Here is a 13950-nt window from a genome sequence, read left to right as displayed (position 1 = left end):
AACGGGGGAAACGAATGAAAGAATTAGTTTTAAGTGTAATAGCGGGAATTGCTGTTGGCATCCTTTTTAAATTGTTAAAATTACCTCTCCCGGCTCCACCGGTCTTTTCTGCGGTATTAGGTGTATTCGGAGTCTACTTTGGTGGAGTCATTGCAAGCTGGATTATGGGAATATTTTCGAAATAAAGATGAAAGCCTTCCTATCGGAAGGCTTTGCTTTTGTTCACAAAATATCCATATCTTTTTTATGAAAACTTCTTTATCTTATTGATAGGAGGGATTCGTTATGAAAAAGATCTATCTTATATGTAGTCTTGCTGTATTCTTTGGGATTGCAGCGGGAATATCTTTCTTTCTTATTCGAGATGCAAATGCAACAATACCAACAAAAACTTTAGTAAACCAAAATGGTTATTCATACAAACTAGGGCAAGATCATGAGAAATTAAAACTTGTAGAGTTTATCTATACACATTGCCCTGATATTTGTCCTACAACCACTCAAAAAATGAACCTTTTGAAAAAGGATTTAGTTAAAAATGGCGTATTCGGAAAAGATATAGAATTTATTACCATTTCTATTGACCCTTACCGGGACACTCCTGAAGTTTTAAAAGGGTATATGAAAGGGTTTGGCATTAAGGATGACGGACACTGGATGTTCTTAACAGGAGAGAAGCAAAATATCAAAACGGACCAAAAGAAAATCCAGGAAATTGCTAATTCATTACAATTTCAATACAAAGACCCTGGTAATGGTCAATTCATTCATTCAACATATACGTATTTAGTGGATAAAAATAATAAATTTATTGCCAAGTTCCCAATGGGTAAGGAATTCAACAAACAAGAAGTTTATAACAAAATCATTGAGAAAATTAAATAATATAAAAAAAGCGGTTAGTCCACTGGATTAATCGCTTTTATTGCTTATTTAATTCACGGATGAAGGAAAATTTTTTATTTGCTGTAAGGATAAAAGGTAATTGGACTTTGGTTTTGTTAAACTTACTTTTATACCAGCTTTTTTTAACTTGTTTACTAGTTCTGAAAGCTGTTTTTTTGCCATACTTCTCACCTTCTTTGATTACTTCTTAAAACAATTCTACAACAAAAATATGAATAAAGTGTGAAAACAAACAAATTTTTTTAGAAAATTTTTCATGCAAAATTTAGGTGTACCCGTTCTTTACAACAAAACATTTAGATTATGTTTTGTTTTATCCATATTTAGGGAATTACTGAAAAAGAATTCGCGCTTCGTTTACTTTGATGATATAATTAGTAGATATTTTGTTTTGGAGGATTTCAATTATGATTACTGTAAGTAATGTAAGTTTAAGATATGGTGACCGAAAACTATTTGAAGATGTTAATATTAAATTTACTCCAGGAAATTGCTATGGTCTTATCGGAGCCAACGGTGCAGGGAAGTCTACCTTTTTAAAAATATTATCCGGAGAAATTGAGGCACAAACCGGGAATGTTCAGCTTGGTCCAAATGAACGGTTGGCTGTGCTTAAACAAAACCATTTTGAATATGAAGAATATGAAGTTTTAAAAACTGTCATAATGGGACACACCAGACTTTATCAAGTCATGCAGGAAAAAGATGCGATTTACATGAAGGAAAACTTCACTGATGAAGATGGGATGAAAGCAGCTGAACTTGAAGGCGAATTTGCTGAGTTGAACGGATGGGAAGCCGAGCCTGAAGCAGCTATTTTATTAAAAGGCCTTGGAATTGAAGAAGACCTTCACTATAAAAAAATGGCTGATTTATCAGGTTCTGAAAAGGTAAAGGTTCTGCTCGCACAGGCCTTGTTCGGCAGACCTGATGTTTTACTTCTTGACGAGCCGACAAACCACTTGGATATTAAGGCCATTCAATGGCTTGAAGAATTCTTAATTAATTTTGAAAATACAGTTATTGTGGTATCCCATGACCGTCATTTCCTTAACAAAGTTTGTACGCATATCGCAGATTTAGATTTCGGAAAAATTCAAGTCTATGTAGGGAACTATGATTTCTGGTATGAATCAAGTCAGTTAGCTGTGAGGATGGCTTCAGATGCTAATAAAAAGAAAGAAGAAAAAATAAAAGAATTACAAGCCTTTATTGCTCGATTTAGTGCGAATGCCTCTAAATCAAAACAAGCAACATCCCGTAAGAAGTTATTAGACAAAATTACTCTTGATGACATCAGGCCCTCTTCCCGCCGTTATCCCTTTGTTGGATTTACACCGGACCGTGAGATTGGAAATGATTTGCTCAGGGTTGAAGGATTAACGAAATCCATTGATGGGGTAAAGGTTCTTGATAATATTAGCTTTTTTGTAAACAAAGGAGATAAAATTGCACTCGTTGGCACAAACGAGATTGCAAAAACTACTCTTTTTAAAATATTAATGGGTGAGCTGGAAGCAGACAGCGGAACATATAAATGGGGAATCACCACTTCACAAGCTTATTTTCCTAAGGACAACTCTGAGTATTTTGAAAACAGCGATTTAAATCTAGTGGATTGGCTTCGTCAGTTTTCTCCAAAAGATGAAAGCGAAAGTTTTTTACGTGGGTTTTTAGGCAGAATGTTATTTTCCGGAGAAGAAGTATTAAAGAAAGCAAGCGTCCTTTCAGGAGGAGAAAAGGTTCGCTGTATGCTCTCTAAAATGATGCTGAATGGAGCAAACGTACTACTGCTTGACGAGCCAACAAACCACCTTGATTTGGAATCCATTACTGCATTGAACAATGGATTGATTAACTTTAAAGGATCTCTCCTTTTCTCATCACATGACCATCAGTTTATTCAAACAATTGCGAATCGGATTTTCGAATTAACACCAAATGGTTTAGTAGATAAACAGATGAGCTATGATGAATATCTTGAGAATACTGATTTACAAAAACAAATTGCTAAAATGTATCAATAATACAAATGAGGGCACCCGCAAAGGGTGCCCGTTTTTTTAAGTAATTTTTTGCTTACGACGTGATGATGGTTCTTCTCTTGAACCAGTTTCAGTTGTGGTTGTTCCTTGACCTTCTACTTGACTGGAATTAAGCCCTATCGTCGAAGGGTCAGCTTTACGTTTACTTCGTTTTCCCATGTCTACACCTCCTGTTATAGCTTTTGGAAGATTAACAACACTTATACGGAATATTTATGACAAAACTAGGCAAGATAAATTAGAGGAGGAGGTGTTTTGTATGGCAAAAGTTGGAGTAGAACAATCCCTTACAAATATTCAACAAGCTCTTCGTGAAAAAGGTTATGATGTAGTGGAATTAAAACAGGAGTCAGACGCTCAAAATTGTGATTGCTGTGTTGTTACCGGGCTTGATTCAAACATGATGGGTATGCAGGAAACCGTAACAAAAGGTGCGGTCATTGATGCGAATGGAATGTCCGCTGATGAAGTATGCCAACAGGTAGAAAGCAGGCTTCAATAAAGCTTTTTGAAAGACTAAAGAATTTAGCTTTAGTCTTTTTTCATTTCTTCGTCTTTTTTAGCATGGATGTTTACTTTAGGGCTCATTTCAGGGGAAGGAGACTTACTTTTTTCTTTTCTCCTTATCTCCTTATTTTCTTCTGCATTCATTTCCGGAGTGAAATCACTTCCGTATGTCGCGCCAATATTTAATTTTCCTTTTAATTCTTTTATTCCTAGCTGACCGAAATTATTATTAAGCTCGTATTTATCTAAAATAATTTTCTCAATATTTATTTTTTCAATAATAATGGGCGGATCATTAGTCTTTACTGCCATCTGCTGTTGCTTCTGTTCTTGAAAGGCTAACAAAGATTTTTTCAATTCCTCTATATTAGATTCTAAGGAAGACAATTTTTTAGTTAAATCCTTTTCATAATCATTTTTCCTGAATATGAGGAATAAATCTTTTAATGACATGCCATAAACGCTCCCTTATTATTACCTTATTATGATATATATGGTGAAGTTTGCTGAACATGTCCAAATATAAAAAAAGGTTAAAGCTAGCTAGTCAATTGTAATGATTTCCCCTTTCTCCAATTTACGTTGATAGCTGACAAACAAAATCCCATTCCAGAATTTCGCATTTAAATCTTTAGGGCTTATTGTATCAGGTAATTTAACCTGCCTTTTGAATTCACCATAAAACCTTTCTGAATAGGCAAGCTTTAATTGATCATGGATTGGGAGGGCTGTACCTTTTATAGTTAGAATATTACCATTTAGCCCCAATTCCATATTTTCTTTCTTTACTCCCGGAAGTTCAATTAATACCAGTACTTCTTGATCCCCTTCTAATATATCGATCATTGGGAAAGTTCGAGTATTTTTTTCTTCGCCAAATGATTTCTCTTCAAAACCATTGAAATTAGATTTAAAGGGTTGTTGATCATTCATAAATTGTTTGGTGAAATCTTGCTCAAAAACATTTTTCCAGAAATCCCCGCCATGCATTTGTTGAGCGATTTCCATCCATTGTTTTAATTTCTCCATATCCATCCAATCCAACTCCTTAATCCTGATACAATAAGGAAAGTAAACCGTCTCATCGATATGTTAATTTTTGTTTATTACTGAAATGATTTGCTACATTCATGATACTGAAGTAAACCCTATTTTAATCCAATTAATTAACCCGCTACATAAACCTTCAGTTAAAGCATATATTTATTAGCAAGTATAAGGAGGAGATAAAATTGCCCGCTCCAGTTCCATATATTAATATTAATATATTCATGATTAAAATTAATTCCTTTGAAAATGCATCAGCCGTAAATATTGGCCAAAACCTACTTGCAGATTGGCATAATTCTGATAAAAAAAACCAAGGCTTCGGTCAAAATTTTGGGGATAAAAGTGATTTCTTGGGTACAAGGAGTTTTGTAGACGACAGGGATCAAATTGATTCCCCAAGTACATTTGAGTCCTCCCCAAGTAACATTGATAAAGAATGCGAGTAAAAGACTTTGAAGTTGAATAAGCATTACACGTAAAAACTGCTTTTAGGCAGTTTTTTTTTGTGAAGTAATACTTTGATGATTGTCATCTGTTAGCTATAATAATTGAAGAAGTTTACTATTGAATGACGGAGAGGAAATATTGTATGAAGAGGCTATACTTTTCTATCATTATTTGCAAAGTAAGACTGCTAGAACAATTTTTGAAAAATACGGTTTTAAAGTATTGGATTGATGAGCTTGTTTCAAAATGAATTCTGGTCGCCCATTTTATTGTCTTTAAAAATCGCATCTGTCTCAGTGGTCATCGTGTTTATTTTTGGGATTCTTTTTGGGAGATTATTCTCAAAAAGGAATTTCAGAGGCAAGATGCTTATAGAAACCTTCCTGATTTTGCCAATCGTTTTACCACCGACAGTCATTGGATTTTTATTGATTTTCTTTTTTGGCAGAAACAGTCCGGTTGGTATAGTTATTGAAGACCTATTTTCTGCTTCCATTATGTTTACTTCATGGGCGGCTATTATTGCTTCAACCATTGTTGCCTTTCCTTTAATGTATCAAACGCTTAAAATAGGATTTCAATCAGTTGATAAAGATATTGAAGAAGCGGCACGTGTTGATGGTTGCAATGAAAGAAATGTTTTTTTATTTGTGACGCTTCCACTCTCTGCCCGATCGATTGTTGCCGGAACCGTTTTAAGCTTTGCACGGGCACTTGGTGAATTCGGTGCTACTTTCATGTTTGCCGGTAATATACCAGGAAAAACACAAACTGCCCCAACAGCGATTTATATTGCAATGGAATCCGGAAATATGAATTTAGCTTGGCTTTTAGCCCTCTCTATGGTTCTTATTTCATTCCTTATGCTACTGCTTACAAACATATCAAAAATGGAAAAGCCATGAAAAGTTTACCTTTCCATGGCTTTTCTATTTAATAGACCATTATTCTGAGATATTGTTATTAAAATTTATGTTCTCTTTCGTGAAATCAATAAAGCAATTTGCGCCATTGTAAATGGTAAGGACGATTTTTTACGATAAGCCAAATAATTCGACTCCCAAATATCAGCATATTCTTCTTTAAATTTCCTTAATCCGTGAAAATGATAGATAAAGTGGCCATTTAAAAAAATTTGCGCAGCTATTTTTTCACTTAAAAAGGAAAATCTCGACAGGCCTACATTAGCAAGTGGTGACATCCCAATATTAAAACGTCCGTAGTTCTTTTGTTTTGCCCAATCAAATAATGAGATAAAAAGAAAGTCCATTGTGCCTTCCGGTGCCTCCGGCTTAAACCTCATTAAATCAATAGAGATTGTGTTATGTTCATCATATACATACATAATACTCGTAAATCCCAAAATTTGATTTTTATCATTTTTAATAATCGCTATCGGGGCTTTATTCAAGTAAGTACCATCAAAAAAGCCCAGTGAAAAACCTTTTTCTCTTCTTCCTTGTAGCCAATCATCAGAAATCTCTTTTAATTCGTCCAATAGCTCCCCTGTAAATGGTGGTTCCTTCATTTCAAATTGGTAGTTTTCCTTTAAGAATTTATTTTTCAATGTATTTAATGATTTTATTTTATTCCTGGCAAGAGAAAAGTCTCTTAGGTCAACAAAGGCTTCTTCCCCTAATTTAAAAAAGGCAAAACCGTTCCCGTGCAGGAATGGTAGCATCTCATCACTAACTTGATAAAAAACGGGTGTAAATCCATGTAAGTCCGATATTTCCTGAAATTCTTCAATTGCATTAGATAATTCACTTTTTTCGCCAATTGGATCACCAAGAATGACTAGTTTATCTGCATATTGTTGAAATATAATCAGTATATTTTTCTTACTATTCCAAAAAATATATTTGTCATGTAAAAAAACTAAATGGGACAAAACTTTTCCATGATACTTCATTAAATGTTCTTTTATTTCTTTTTCCTGGCCAATTGACTTCAAAAACTTCCAACTTTTTGGTTTACTAACCAAATAGCCGATAAAAATGATTAAAAATGCAATCAATAAGCCAATAAGTGCACTGCTAAATAAATCGCGGTAATCTACAATTACATATGGTAAGAACTTCTTCGGTATTGTTAATCTAGCACTTGGTAAATTTAAATATCCAATTAATATGTACATAAATGTAATGATAAGAATAATGGTGACATCAAAAATCGTTTTCCCCCATGTAAGGACATAGCTTTCCCTGTAGAATTGTCCCTTGGACATCTTAAGGAGGAGAGCAACAAAAATTAAAAAAATGGCTTCTTCATAATCAATCCCTTTAAAAATAGAGAATAATGCTGCGAGGATCAACGCAAGCATAGTTAAATCATAGGTCCTTTTTACACTATACTCAATTCCTCGTGATAAACCTAACAGCAAAAATCCCGCAGCAACCGATAGCTGATGTGATATATTAATGATTGGAAAAGATAAAATTTCCTGTGCTATTCTAAGTCTTGACATGATTCCCGGGACACTTGCTGATAAAAGAAGAATTAATCCTGATAAAAAAACAAGGACTGTTAAGACAACATGACTAAATCCTTGAACAATCGCCTTAGGCAGATTGCTCCATGATTTATTCCATTTCTCCCAATATAGTTTTACGAATAGAATAACACTGACTAAAAATGGCAAAATATAATAACCGCATCGATAAAATAACAGAAGGACGAGTACTTTCTCTTCCGGAATATGCAATTCATGCATTCCCCAAATAAAAATTAAATCAAAAGATCCAAGTCCCCCTGGAATCATACTGATAATTCCAGCACAAGCTGCAACAATATATACAGGGAATAGATTTGCAAATGTAATAGATATTCCGAGCAGCTTACTTAAGAACCAGATGGCTATAAATACTGCTGACCATTCCACAATAGAAACGATGACAAGCTTTAATCCTGCCTCAACTGTAATAAGAGTTTCATTATCCTTTTTGTTCTTAATAATATGTATAAAAATAAATGCAGGTAAATACAAACCAACGACAAGAACAGCAAAATAAATCCATCTTGTGTCAAGAAACAATGGAAAATGATGGTATCCGATAATAACAAACCATGAAAGTACAGATATCCCCGTTAAGTAGAAAAGAGAAACAGATGCAATACCACCCAGCAGCCTTCGTTTATCCTGTTCAAGCTTATGATAAAAATAGGTCCTTAACATGGCCCCAATCAACCCGCCAAAGCCAATTAAATTAGAGAAAGAGTTTGCTATAAATGCTTGCTCTAACAATTCCCTTTTTGGGAGACGAAATTTTAAGATCTGAACTAATATCACATCATATAACAGCATTGGTAACACAGCAGCAAAGGTAATAACCAAAATAAGTATTAAAGTCCCAAAATCCAGTTGACTTAGTTCATGCTTAAGTAAATGTATATTTAGGTCTTTGGTAAATTTCCTCATTTCAATGATTGTGAAAATCAATAGAAGAAGAGGAAAAATAAATTTTGCTGCATTTAATAATTTTTCCTTTTTAATCCCCAACAAAATAACCACCTATTTTTTATTACTTATTTAACTATAAACGTTTCAACAGGAAAAACAAAGAAAATTATTCCTTTATCATTATACTTCATTGACACTTCATCATTGCTATTGTTGACATTTTATTAAAGGTTCAACCATAACTATATACCTATTGCATCCTAAAGGTAATTTGAAAGAATAGATTAATCAATTTTAGAGAAAATAAACTAGGTGTTTGATAAATTATTTTCTTGTTAGGATGATTGATTCATGGAAGCTGTAATTATCTCTATAGGCAGAACGACGATTGCCATAGTTCTTTTATTAATGGTTGCTTACCACTTTGGGAAACAAATCGGGACACATAAAAATTACTTTACCTTCGCTCTCTCGATTACCCTTGGTTCCTTTACTGCAAATATGGGTTTTGACCTACATTTAAAATTTATCCCATTACTATTGTCATTTTTCACACTTATCTTGATTTATTTTATTCTTGCAACAATCTCCTATAGAAGTGTAAGACTTAGAAAACTGTTCGCCGGGAAACCAACCGTGATTATTGAAAATGGCATACTTTTAGAAGATAGCATGAAAAAACATAAATATACGCTTGATAATTTGAATCAACAGTTAAGGGAACTAGGAATATTTAACATCGACGTAGTCAGCTATGCGATTTTAGAGGTTAATGGAAAGCTTTCCGTTTTAAAAAAGGAAGAATATCAGGGAGTTCTAAAAAAAGACTTAGCTATAATTTCAAGCCAAGTACTAAAATATCCGATTGAAATTATTATGGAAGGAGATATAATTACCGAAAATTTCACGGAGAAGTATAACCGTTCATGGATTGAAAAGGAAATTAATAAGAGGAACTTATTGGTTAAAGATATCAACTATGCCGTCATTTCGACAAGCGGCCAATTATATATAGACCAGTTTAATGATCATATTGATACCCCCACTAGCTAATTTTCTTTGGAAGGTAATAAAAAAAGAGACAAGTTTTACCGCCCTCTTGGCATAAACATGAAATAGGACAAATATACAAGGGGGCAATGCAATGAAGTTTTTGGTGTTAAAAAAAGAGACTTTCTTATTCTTTTTAGCGATAGGATTTATGCTTGTAACAATTACGGCTTGGTTTTTATTAAGAGCCGGGGATACGGCAGTATTTAATCATGAGGAAAATAATCAAATCCGTGAGATTCATATAGTAACAGTCGAATTTAAAAGCACTATGAAAAACGGGAAACAAATGGAGGCATATCGTTGGGATCCGGGCACCATCTTTATTAAAAAAGGAGAAAAAGTTAATTTATATATAACTGGGATAAACGGTGAAGAGCATCCCTTTTATATTGAAGGAACGAAGATAAAAGGAACAGTGAAAAAAGGGCAAGAAACAGTTGTTCCACTTCAATTCGAGAAAGCCGGTACGTACCGGCTGATCTGCGAGCTTCATGCAGACAGGAAACATAATGGACCAATGATCGCTGATATTGTTGTTAATTAAGCAGGAGATTTTCTCCCTGCTTTTTTTATTATTATTACAGAGGGGTTCAATCGATATTTACCATTAACACTTGGTTATTATTGATTTTTTCTTATATAACAGTTTTAAATTTTATTCATAATTTTATAGTACAGATTTGAATTTCAGATTATAAACGTTCATAAAACATTCACTTTTCAACCGAAAAATCTTCAAAAAAACCATACTTCACAATATCTTAACAATTTTACCTCAATTTACGTGACTTTTATCACTTTAAAACTGTTACACTGAAGGTAAGATAAACACATCAAAACTGTTATATATTTTTAAAACTAATTTGAGGTGAATGATTATGGAAAAATGGCAAGGATTCATTAAAGGAACATGGACAAAAGAAGTTAACGTTCGCGATTTTATTTTGAAAAACTTTACTCCTTATGAAGGAGACGACAGCTTTTTACAAGGTGCTACAGACTCAACTAATAAACTTTGGGAACAAGTAATGAACTTAACAAAACAGGAACGTGAAAACGGCGGGGTCCTTGATATGGATACTGAAACGGTTTCAACTATTACATCACATGGCCCGGGTTATTTAAATGAAGAACTTGAAAAAGTTGTTGGTGTTCAAACCGATAAACCATTTAATCGTTCTATGCAGCCTTTCGGCGGAATTCGGATGGCAAAAGCAGCATGTGAAGCTTACGGTTACCAACTAAGCCCTGAAATCGAAAGAATTTTTACGGAGTTCCGTAAAACCCATAACCAAGGTGTATTCGATGCCTATACAGATGAAATGATGCTTGCCCGTAAGGCAGCTATTATTACAGGACTTCCTGATGCATATGGTCGCGGCCGTATTATCGGGGATTACCGTCGTGTTGCATTATACGGTGTTGATTTCTTAATTCAGGAAAAGCAAAAGGAGCAAAAGAATACAAGCAAAGTAATGACAGAAGATAATATGCGTCTTCGCGAGGAAATTGCTGAGCAAATCAGAGCATTGAAAGAACTTAAGGAAATGGCAAGAAGCTATGGGTTTGACATTAGCCAGCCTGCAAAAAATGCTGTTGAAGCCTTCCAATGGGTATACTTCGGTTATTTAGCAGCTATTAAGGAACAAAACGGTGCTGCAATGAGCCTTGGACGCGTTTCATCTTTCTTAGATATTTACATTGAAAGGGATTTACAAGACGGAACATTAACTGAAGAAGAAGCTCAAGAAATTGTTGACCATTTTATTATGAAGCTTCGTCTTGTAAAATTTGCCCGGACACCGGATTATAATGAATTATTCAGCGGTGACCCTACTTGGGTAACAGAATCCATTGGCGGTATGGCTATGGACGGACGTTCACTTGTTACGAAGAACTCTTTCCGTTTCCTTCATACCCTTGATAATTTAGGACCTGCACCGGAACCAAACTTAACTGTTTTATGGTCACCGCAGCTTCCTGAAAACTTTAAAAAATATTGTGCAAAAATGTCAATTAAAACAAGCTCTATTCAATACGAAAATGATGATATTATGCGCCCTGAATATGGTGATGACTACGGAATTGCCTGCTGTGTATCGGCAATGGAAATCGGGAAGCAAATGCAGTTCTTTGGAGCCCGTGCGAACTTAGCGAAAGCTCTTCTATACTCCATCAACGGCGGTGTGGATGAAAAATTAAAAATTCAGGTTGGACCGCAATATCAACCAATCACTTCTGAAGTGTTGAATTATGAAGAAGTAATGGAAAAATTCGATCAAATGATGGAATGGCTGGCAGGACTATACATTAATACCTTAAACGTCATTCATTACATGCATGATAAATACAGCTATGAAAGAATCGAAATGGCGTTGCATGATACAAAAATTCTCCGCACAATGGCAACAGGTATTGCCGGTTTAAGTGTTGTAGCAGACTCATTAAGCGCAATTAAATATGGAGAAGTAAAAGTTATCCGCGATGAAAATGGCCTTGCCGTAGATTTTGAAACAAACGGCAACTTCCCTAAATATGGAAATAACGATGACCGTGTTGACAGCATCGCCGTGGAAATTGTTGAACGCTTTATGAAAAAACTTCGTAAACACCAAACCTACCGTGATTCTGTTCATACGATGTCAATTTTAACAATCACTTCAAACGTTGTTTACGGAAAGAAAACCGGTAATACTCCTGATGGACGACGTGCAGGTGAACCATTTGCACCGGGTGCAAACCCAATGCATGGACGTGATACAAAAGGTACTTTAGCTTCCCTATCTTCTGTGGCTAAATTGCCATACAGTTCTGCAATGGACGGAATTTCCAATACCTTCTCTATTGTCCCGAAAGCATTGGGAAAAGAGGAAGAATCACAGGTTCGTAATCTAGTTTCTATTTTAGATGGCTATGCAATTAAAACCGGACATCATCTAAATGTAAACGTCTTTAATCGAGAAACACTAATAGACGCAATGGAACATCCGGAACAATATCCACAATTAACAATTCGTGTATCCGGATACGCAGTAAACTTTATTAAATTAACTAAAGAACAACAACTGGATGTTATAAATCGTACATTCCATGAATCTATGTAAATAGTAAGAAAAGCAGAGGCGCCCGTTTAGCGACGTATGGACTTGGAGCGCTTCGACTGAGATAATGGAAACACGAATCGCGTTTTTGGCGATTCGATATTGACTTATCGTAGGGAGAAGAGCGAAGTACACTAGTCGCTGGGCGCTGGAGCTGGACAATTCTCAAAGTTTCAAAATGAAAGGGGAGCACCATTATGAACGGAAATATACATTCAATCGAAACATTAGGGACAGTTGACGGGCCCGGTATACGTTATATCATTTTTACACAAGGGTGTTTATTACGCTGTCAATTTTGCCATAACGCTGATACGTGGGAGATCGGCAGTGGTAAACAAATGTCCGTTTCGGAGATTATGGATGATTTTATTTCCTACCTTCCCTTCATTCAGGCATCCGGGGGCGGGATAACGGTAAGCGGCGGTGAACCTTTATTACAAATTCCTTTTCTTACGGAACTATTCAAAGAATGTAAAAAGAAAGGGATTCATACCACAATTGACTCATCCGGCGGCTGTTTCTCCCACTCCAAACTATTTATAGAGCAGCTTGAGGATTTATTGCAATACACTGATTTAATTTTACTGGATTTAAAACATATCAATCGAAAAAAACATATTCAGTTAACAGGAATGGCAAATGACCATATTCTGGAATTCGCAAAATTTTTATCTGATCGAAATGTACCTGTTTGGATTCGACATGTCCTTGTTCCGACAATTACAGACGATGATGAAGACCTGCAAAAACTTGGTGAATTCATCGGATCACTTAAGAATGTCCAAAAAATTGAAATCCTCCCCTATCATAAACTTGGGGTCTATAAATGGGAAGCACTCGGTCATGAATACCCTTTAAAGCAAATTGCCCCCCCGAGAAAAGAAAGTGTAGCCTTCGCTTATAAAATGTTAACTGATAAGTGGAATAAACCGCAAGTATTAAAATAGGAACTGTACAAAAATGCTGCCCTACCGGAGCAGCTTTTTGTTTTCGGTTTTCAAAGCGAAGGGCTGATGGAGGATTTTACTAGACAAATAAAATCGTTCGTCTATTTAATCTGCTTTTTTCCAATAGATTAAATTGATTATTTGGCTATTCTCCTTTATACTCTTATCATTGGTTAAAAAAGTGAGGTGAAAATTTTTGTTTCAAATTCTTATTGATCATTCGGATATAAATGCATTAGCCGCTCTCTATGTCAGTATTTATTTAGGAATTACGCTGAAATTCCTGTGGGCTTGGAGTGTGGAATACTCATTTATTGATTCAGTCTCCGAACCTGCGAATACAAAAATTATTCACCCCTTGTTTTTCTATAAGAAAAAAAGTCGTTTGAATCGAAATTTTATCTTGATTAGAATCGTAAAATATATTCGTAGAAAAGAAAGTTCACAGGATGACCCAGAAGAACCTGTTTTCTTCCTTATACAATAATATT

15 protein-coding genes are annotated in these 13950 nt (G+C 35.0%); 11 read left to right on the top strand and 4 right to left on the bottom strand.

Annotated features, from left to right (window positions below):
* Nucleotides 1–14: 14 nt before the first annotated feature.
* From AC3ANV_RS09720 to AC3ANV_RS09710, 3 genes are all read left to right on the top strand, one after another.
* The gene (locus AC3ANV_RS09720; RefSeq protein ID WP_488313414.1) at nt 15–185 is read left to right on the top strand and encodes a DUF1427 family protein; all 171 of its coding nucleotides are present in this window, start codon (nt 15–17) and stop codon (nt 183–185) included.
* Nucleotides 186–285: 100 nt separating this feature from the next.
* Nucleotides 286–885 carry an SCO family protein gene (locus tag AC3ANV_RS09715; RefSeq protein WP_488313413.1) on the top strand — a complete coding sequence of 200 codons (600 nt, stop codon included), beginning with the start codon at nt 286–288 and terminating at the stop codon, nt 883–885.
* A gap of 428 nt (nt 886–1313) precedes the next feature.
* Complete coding sequence (locus tag AC3ANV_RS09710; protein WP_488313412.1) at nt 1314–2933, top strand: ABC-F family ATP-binding cassette domain-containing protein; 1620 nt, start codon at nt 1314–1316, stop codon at nt 2931–2933.
* Between the two features lie 36 nt (nt 2934–2969).
* Here the strand turns inward: AC3ANV_RS09710 and AC3ANV_RS09705 are convergent, their stop codons facing one another.
* Nucleotides 2970–3110, bottom strand: a complete 141-nt coding sequence (locus AC3ANV_RS09705) for a YuzL family protein (protein WP_488313411.1) — start codon at nt 3108–3110, stop codon at nt 2970–2972.
* A 100-nt stretch (nt 3111–3210) separates the two neighbouring features.
* Between AC3ANV_RS09705 and AC3ANV_RS09700 the strand changes: the two genes are divergently transcribed.
* The gene (locus tag AC3ANV_RS09700) at nt 3211–3453 is read left to right on the top strand and encodes a YkuS family protein (protein WP_488313410.1); all 243 of its coding nucleotides are present in this window, start codon (nt 3211–3213) and stop codon (nt 3451–3453) included.
* Between the two features lie 29 nt (nt 3454–3482).
* Here AC3ANV_RS09700 and AC3ANV_RS09695 read toward each other — a convergent pair whose 3' ends face one another.
* Entirely contained in the window at nt 3483–3911 is a 429-nt protein-coding gene (locus AC3ANV_RS09695; protein ID WP_488313409.1) for a hypothetical protein, read from the bottom strand.
* 90 nt (nt 3912–4001) lie between these two features.
* Nucleotides 4002–4493 (bottom strand): Hsp20/alpha crystallin family protein, encoded by a 492-nt coding sequence (locus AC3ANV_RS09690; protein WP_488313408.1) that lies wholly within the window; start codon nt 4491–4493, stop codon nt 4002–4004.
* Nucleotides 4494–4690: 197 nt separating this feature from the next.
* Between AC3ANV_RS09690 and AC3ANV_RS09685 the strand changes: the two genes are divergently transcribed.
* A complete protein-coding gene (locus AC3ANV_RS09685; RefSeq protein ID WP_488313407.1) occupies nt 4691–4954 on the top strand; it encodes a hypothetical protein in 264 nt (87 codons plus the stop codon).
* A gap of 231 nt (nt 4955–5185) precedes the next feature.
* Entirely contained in the window at nt 5186–5860 is a 675-nt protein-coding gene (modB, locus tag AC3ANV_RS09680) for a molybdate ABC transporter permease subunit (RefSeq protein ID WP_488313406.1), read from the top strand.
* A gap of 65 nt (nt 5861–5925) precedes the next feature.
* Here the strand turns inward: modB and mprF are convergent, their stop codons facing one another.
* Nucleotides 5926–8454, bottom strand: a complete 2529-nt coding sequence (gene mprF / locus AC3ANV_RS09675) for a bifunctional lysylphosphatidylglycerol flippase/synthetase MprF (protein WP_488313405.1) — start codon at nt 8452–8454, stop codon at nt 5926–5928.
* Nucleotides 8455–8706: 252 nt separating this feature from the next.
* On the opposite strand from mprF, the gene AC3ANV_RS09670 reads away from it, so the two are divergent.
* From AC3ANV_RS09670 to AC3ANV_RS09650, 5 genes are all read left to right on the top strand, one after another.
* Nucleotides 8707–9408 (top strand): DUF421 domain-containing protein, encoded by a 702-nt coding sequence (locus tag AC3ANV_RS09670; protein WP_488313404.1) that lies wholly within the window; start codon nt 8707–8709, stop codon nt 9406–9408.
* 91 nt (nt 9409–9499) lie between these two features.
* On the top strand, nt 9500–9952 hold the full coding sequence (locus AC3ANV_RS09665; RefSeq protein ID WP_488313403.1) for a cupredoxin domain-containing protein: 453 nt from the start codon (nt 9500–9502) through the stop codon (nt 9950–9952).
* 334 nt (nt 9953–10286) lie between these two features.
* Entirely contained in the window at nt 10287–12512 is a 2226-nt protein-coding gene (gene pflB / locus AC3ANV_RS09660; RefSeq protein WP_488313402.1) for a formate C-acetyltransferase, read from the top strand.
* Nucleotides 12513–12706: 194 nt separating this feature from the next.
* A complete protein-coding gene (gene pflA, locus AC3ANV_RS09655; RefSeq protein ID WP_488313401.1) occupies nt 12707–13459 on the top strand; it encodes a pyruvate formate-lyase-activating protein in 753 nt (250 codons plus the stop codon).
* 196 nt (nt 13460–13655) lie between these two features.
* Nucleotides 13656–13946, top strand: coding sequence for a hypothetical protein (locus tag AC3ANV_RS09650; RefSeq protein WP_488313400.1), 291 nt, complete (start codon nt 13656–13658; stop codon nt 13944–13946).
* Nucleotides 13947–13950: the final 4 nt, after the last annotated feature.

Source organism: Neobacillus sp. DFD-2R, from assembly GCF_057747865.1.
This window is presented reverse-complemented; position numbering and strand designations above follow the sequence as displayed.

What these genes read in the sequence shown, in the direction of transcription:
- AC3ANV_RS09715 (WP_488313413.1), top strand. Translation starts at nt 286, where the DNA reads ATGAAAAAGATCTATCTTATATGTAGTCTTGCTGTATTCTTTGGGATT.
- modB (WP_488313406.1), top strand. Translation starts at nt 5,186, where the DNA reads ATGAGCTTGTTTCAAAATGAATTCTGGTCGCCCATTTTATTGTCTTTA.
- pflB (WP_488313402.1), top strand. Translation starts at nt 10,287, where the DNA reads ATGGAAAAATGGCAAGGATTCATTAAAGGAACATGGACAAAAGAAGTT.
- AC3ANV_RS09700 (WP_488313410.1), top strand. Translation starts at nt 3,211, where the DNA reads ATGGCAAAAGTTGGAGTAGAACAATCCCTTACAAATATTCAACAAGCT.
- AC3ANV_RS09690 (WP_488313408.1), bottom strand. Translation starts at nt 4,493, where the DNA reads ATGGATATGGAGAAATTAAAACAATGGATGGAAATCGCTCAACAAATG.
- AC3ANV_RS09705 (WP_488313411.1), bottom strand. Translation starts at nt 3,110, where the DNA reads ATGGGAAAACGAAGTAAACGTAAAGCTGACCCTTCGACGATAGGGCTT.
- AC3ANV_RS09695 (WP_488313409.1), bottom strand. Translation starts at nt 3,911, where the DNA reads ATGTCATTAAAAGATTTATTCCTCATATTCAGGAAAAATGATTATGAA.
- pflA (WP_488313401.1), top strand. Translation starts at nt 12,707, where the DNA reads ATGAACGGAAATATACATTCAATCGAAACATTAGGGACAGTTGACGGG.
- AC3ANV_RS09710 (WP_488313412.1), top strand. Translation starts at nt 1,314, where the DNA reads ATGATTACTGTAAGTAATGTAAGTTTAAGATATGGTGACCGAAAACTA.
- AC3ANV_RS09720 (WP_488313414.1), top strand. Translation starts at nt 15, where the DNA reads ATGAAAGAATTAGTTTTAAGTGTAATAGCGGGAATTGCTGTTGGCATC.
- AC3ANV_RS09665 (WP_488313403.1), top strand. Translation starts at nt 9,500, where the DNA reads ATGAAGTTTTTGGTGTTAAAAAAAGAGACTTTCTTATTCTTTTTAGCG.
- AC3ANV_RS09670 (WP_488313404.1), top strand. Translation starts at nt 8,707, where the DNA reads ATGGAAGCTGTAATTATCTCTATAGGCAGAACGACGATTGCCATAGTT.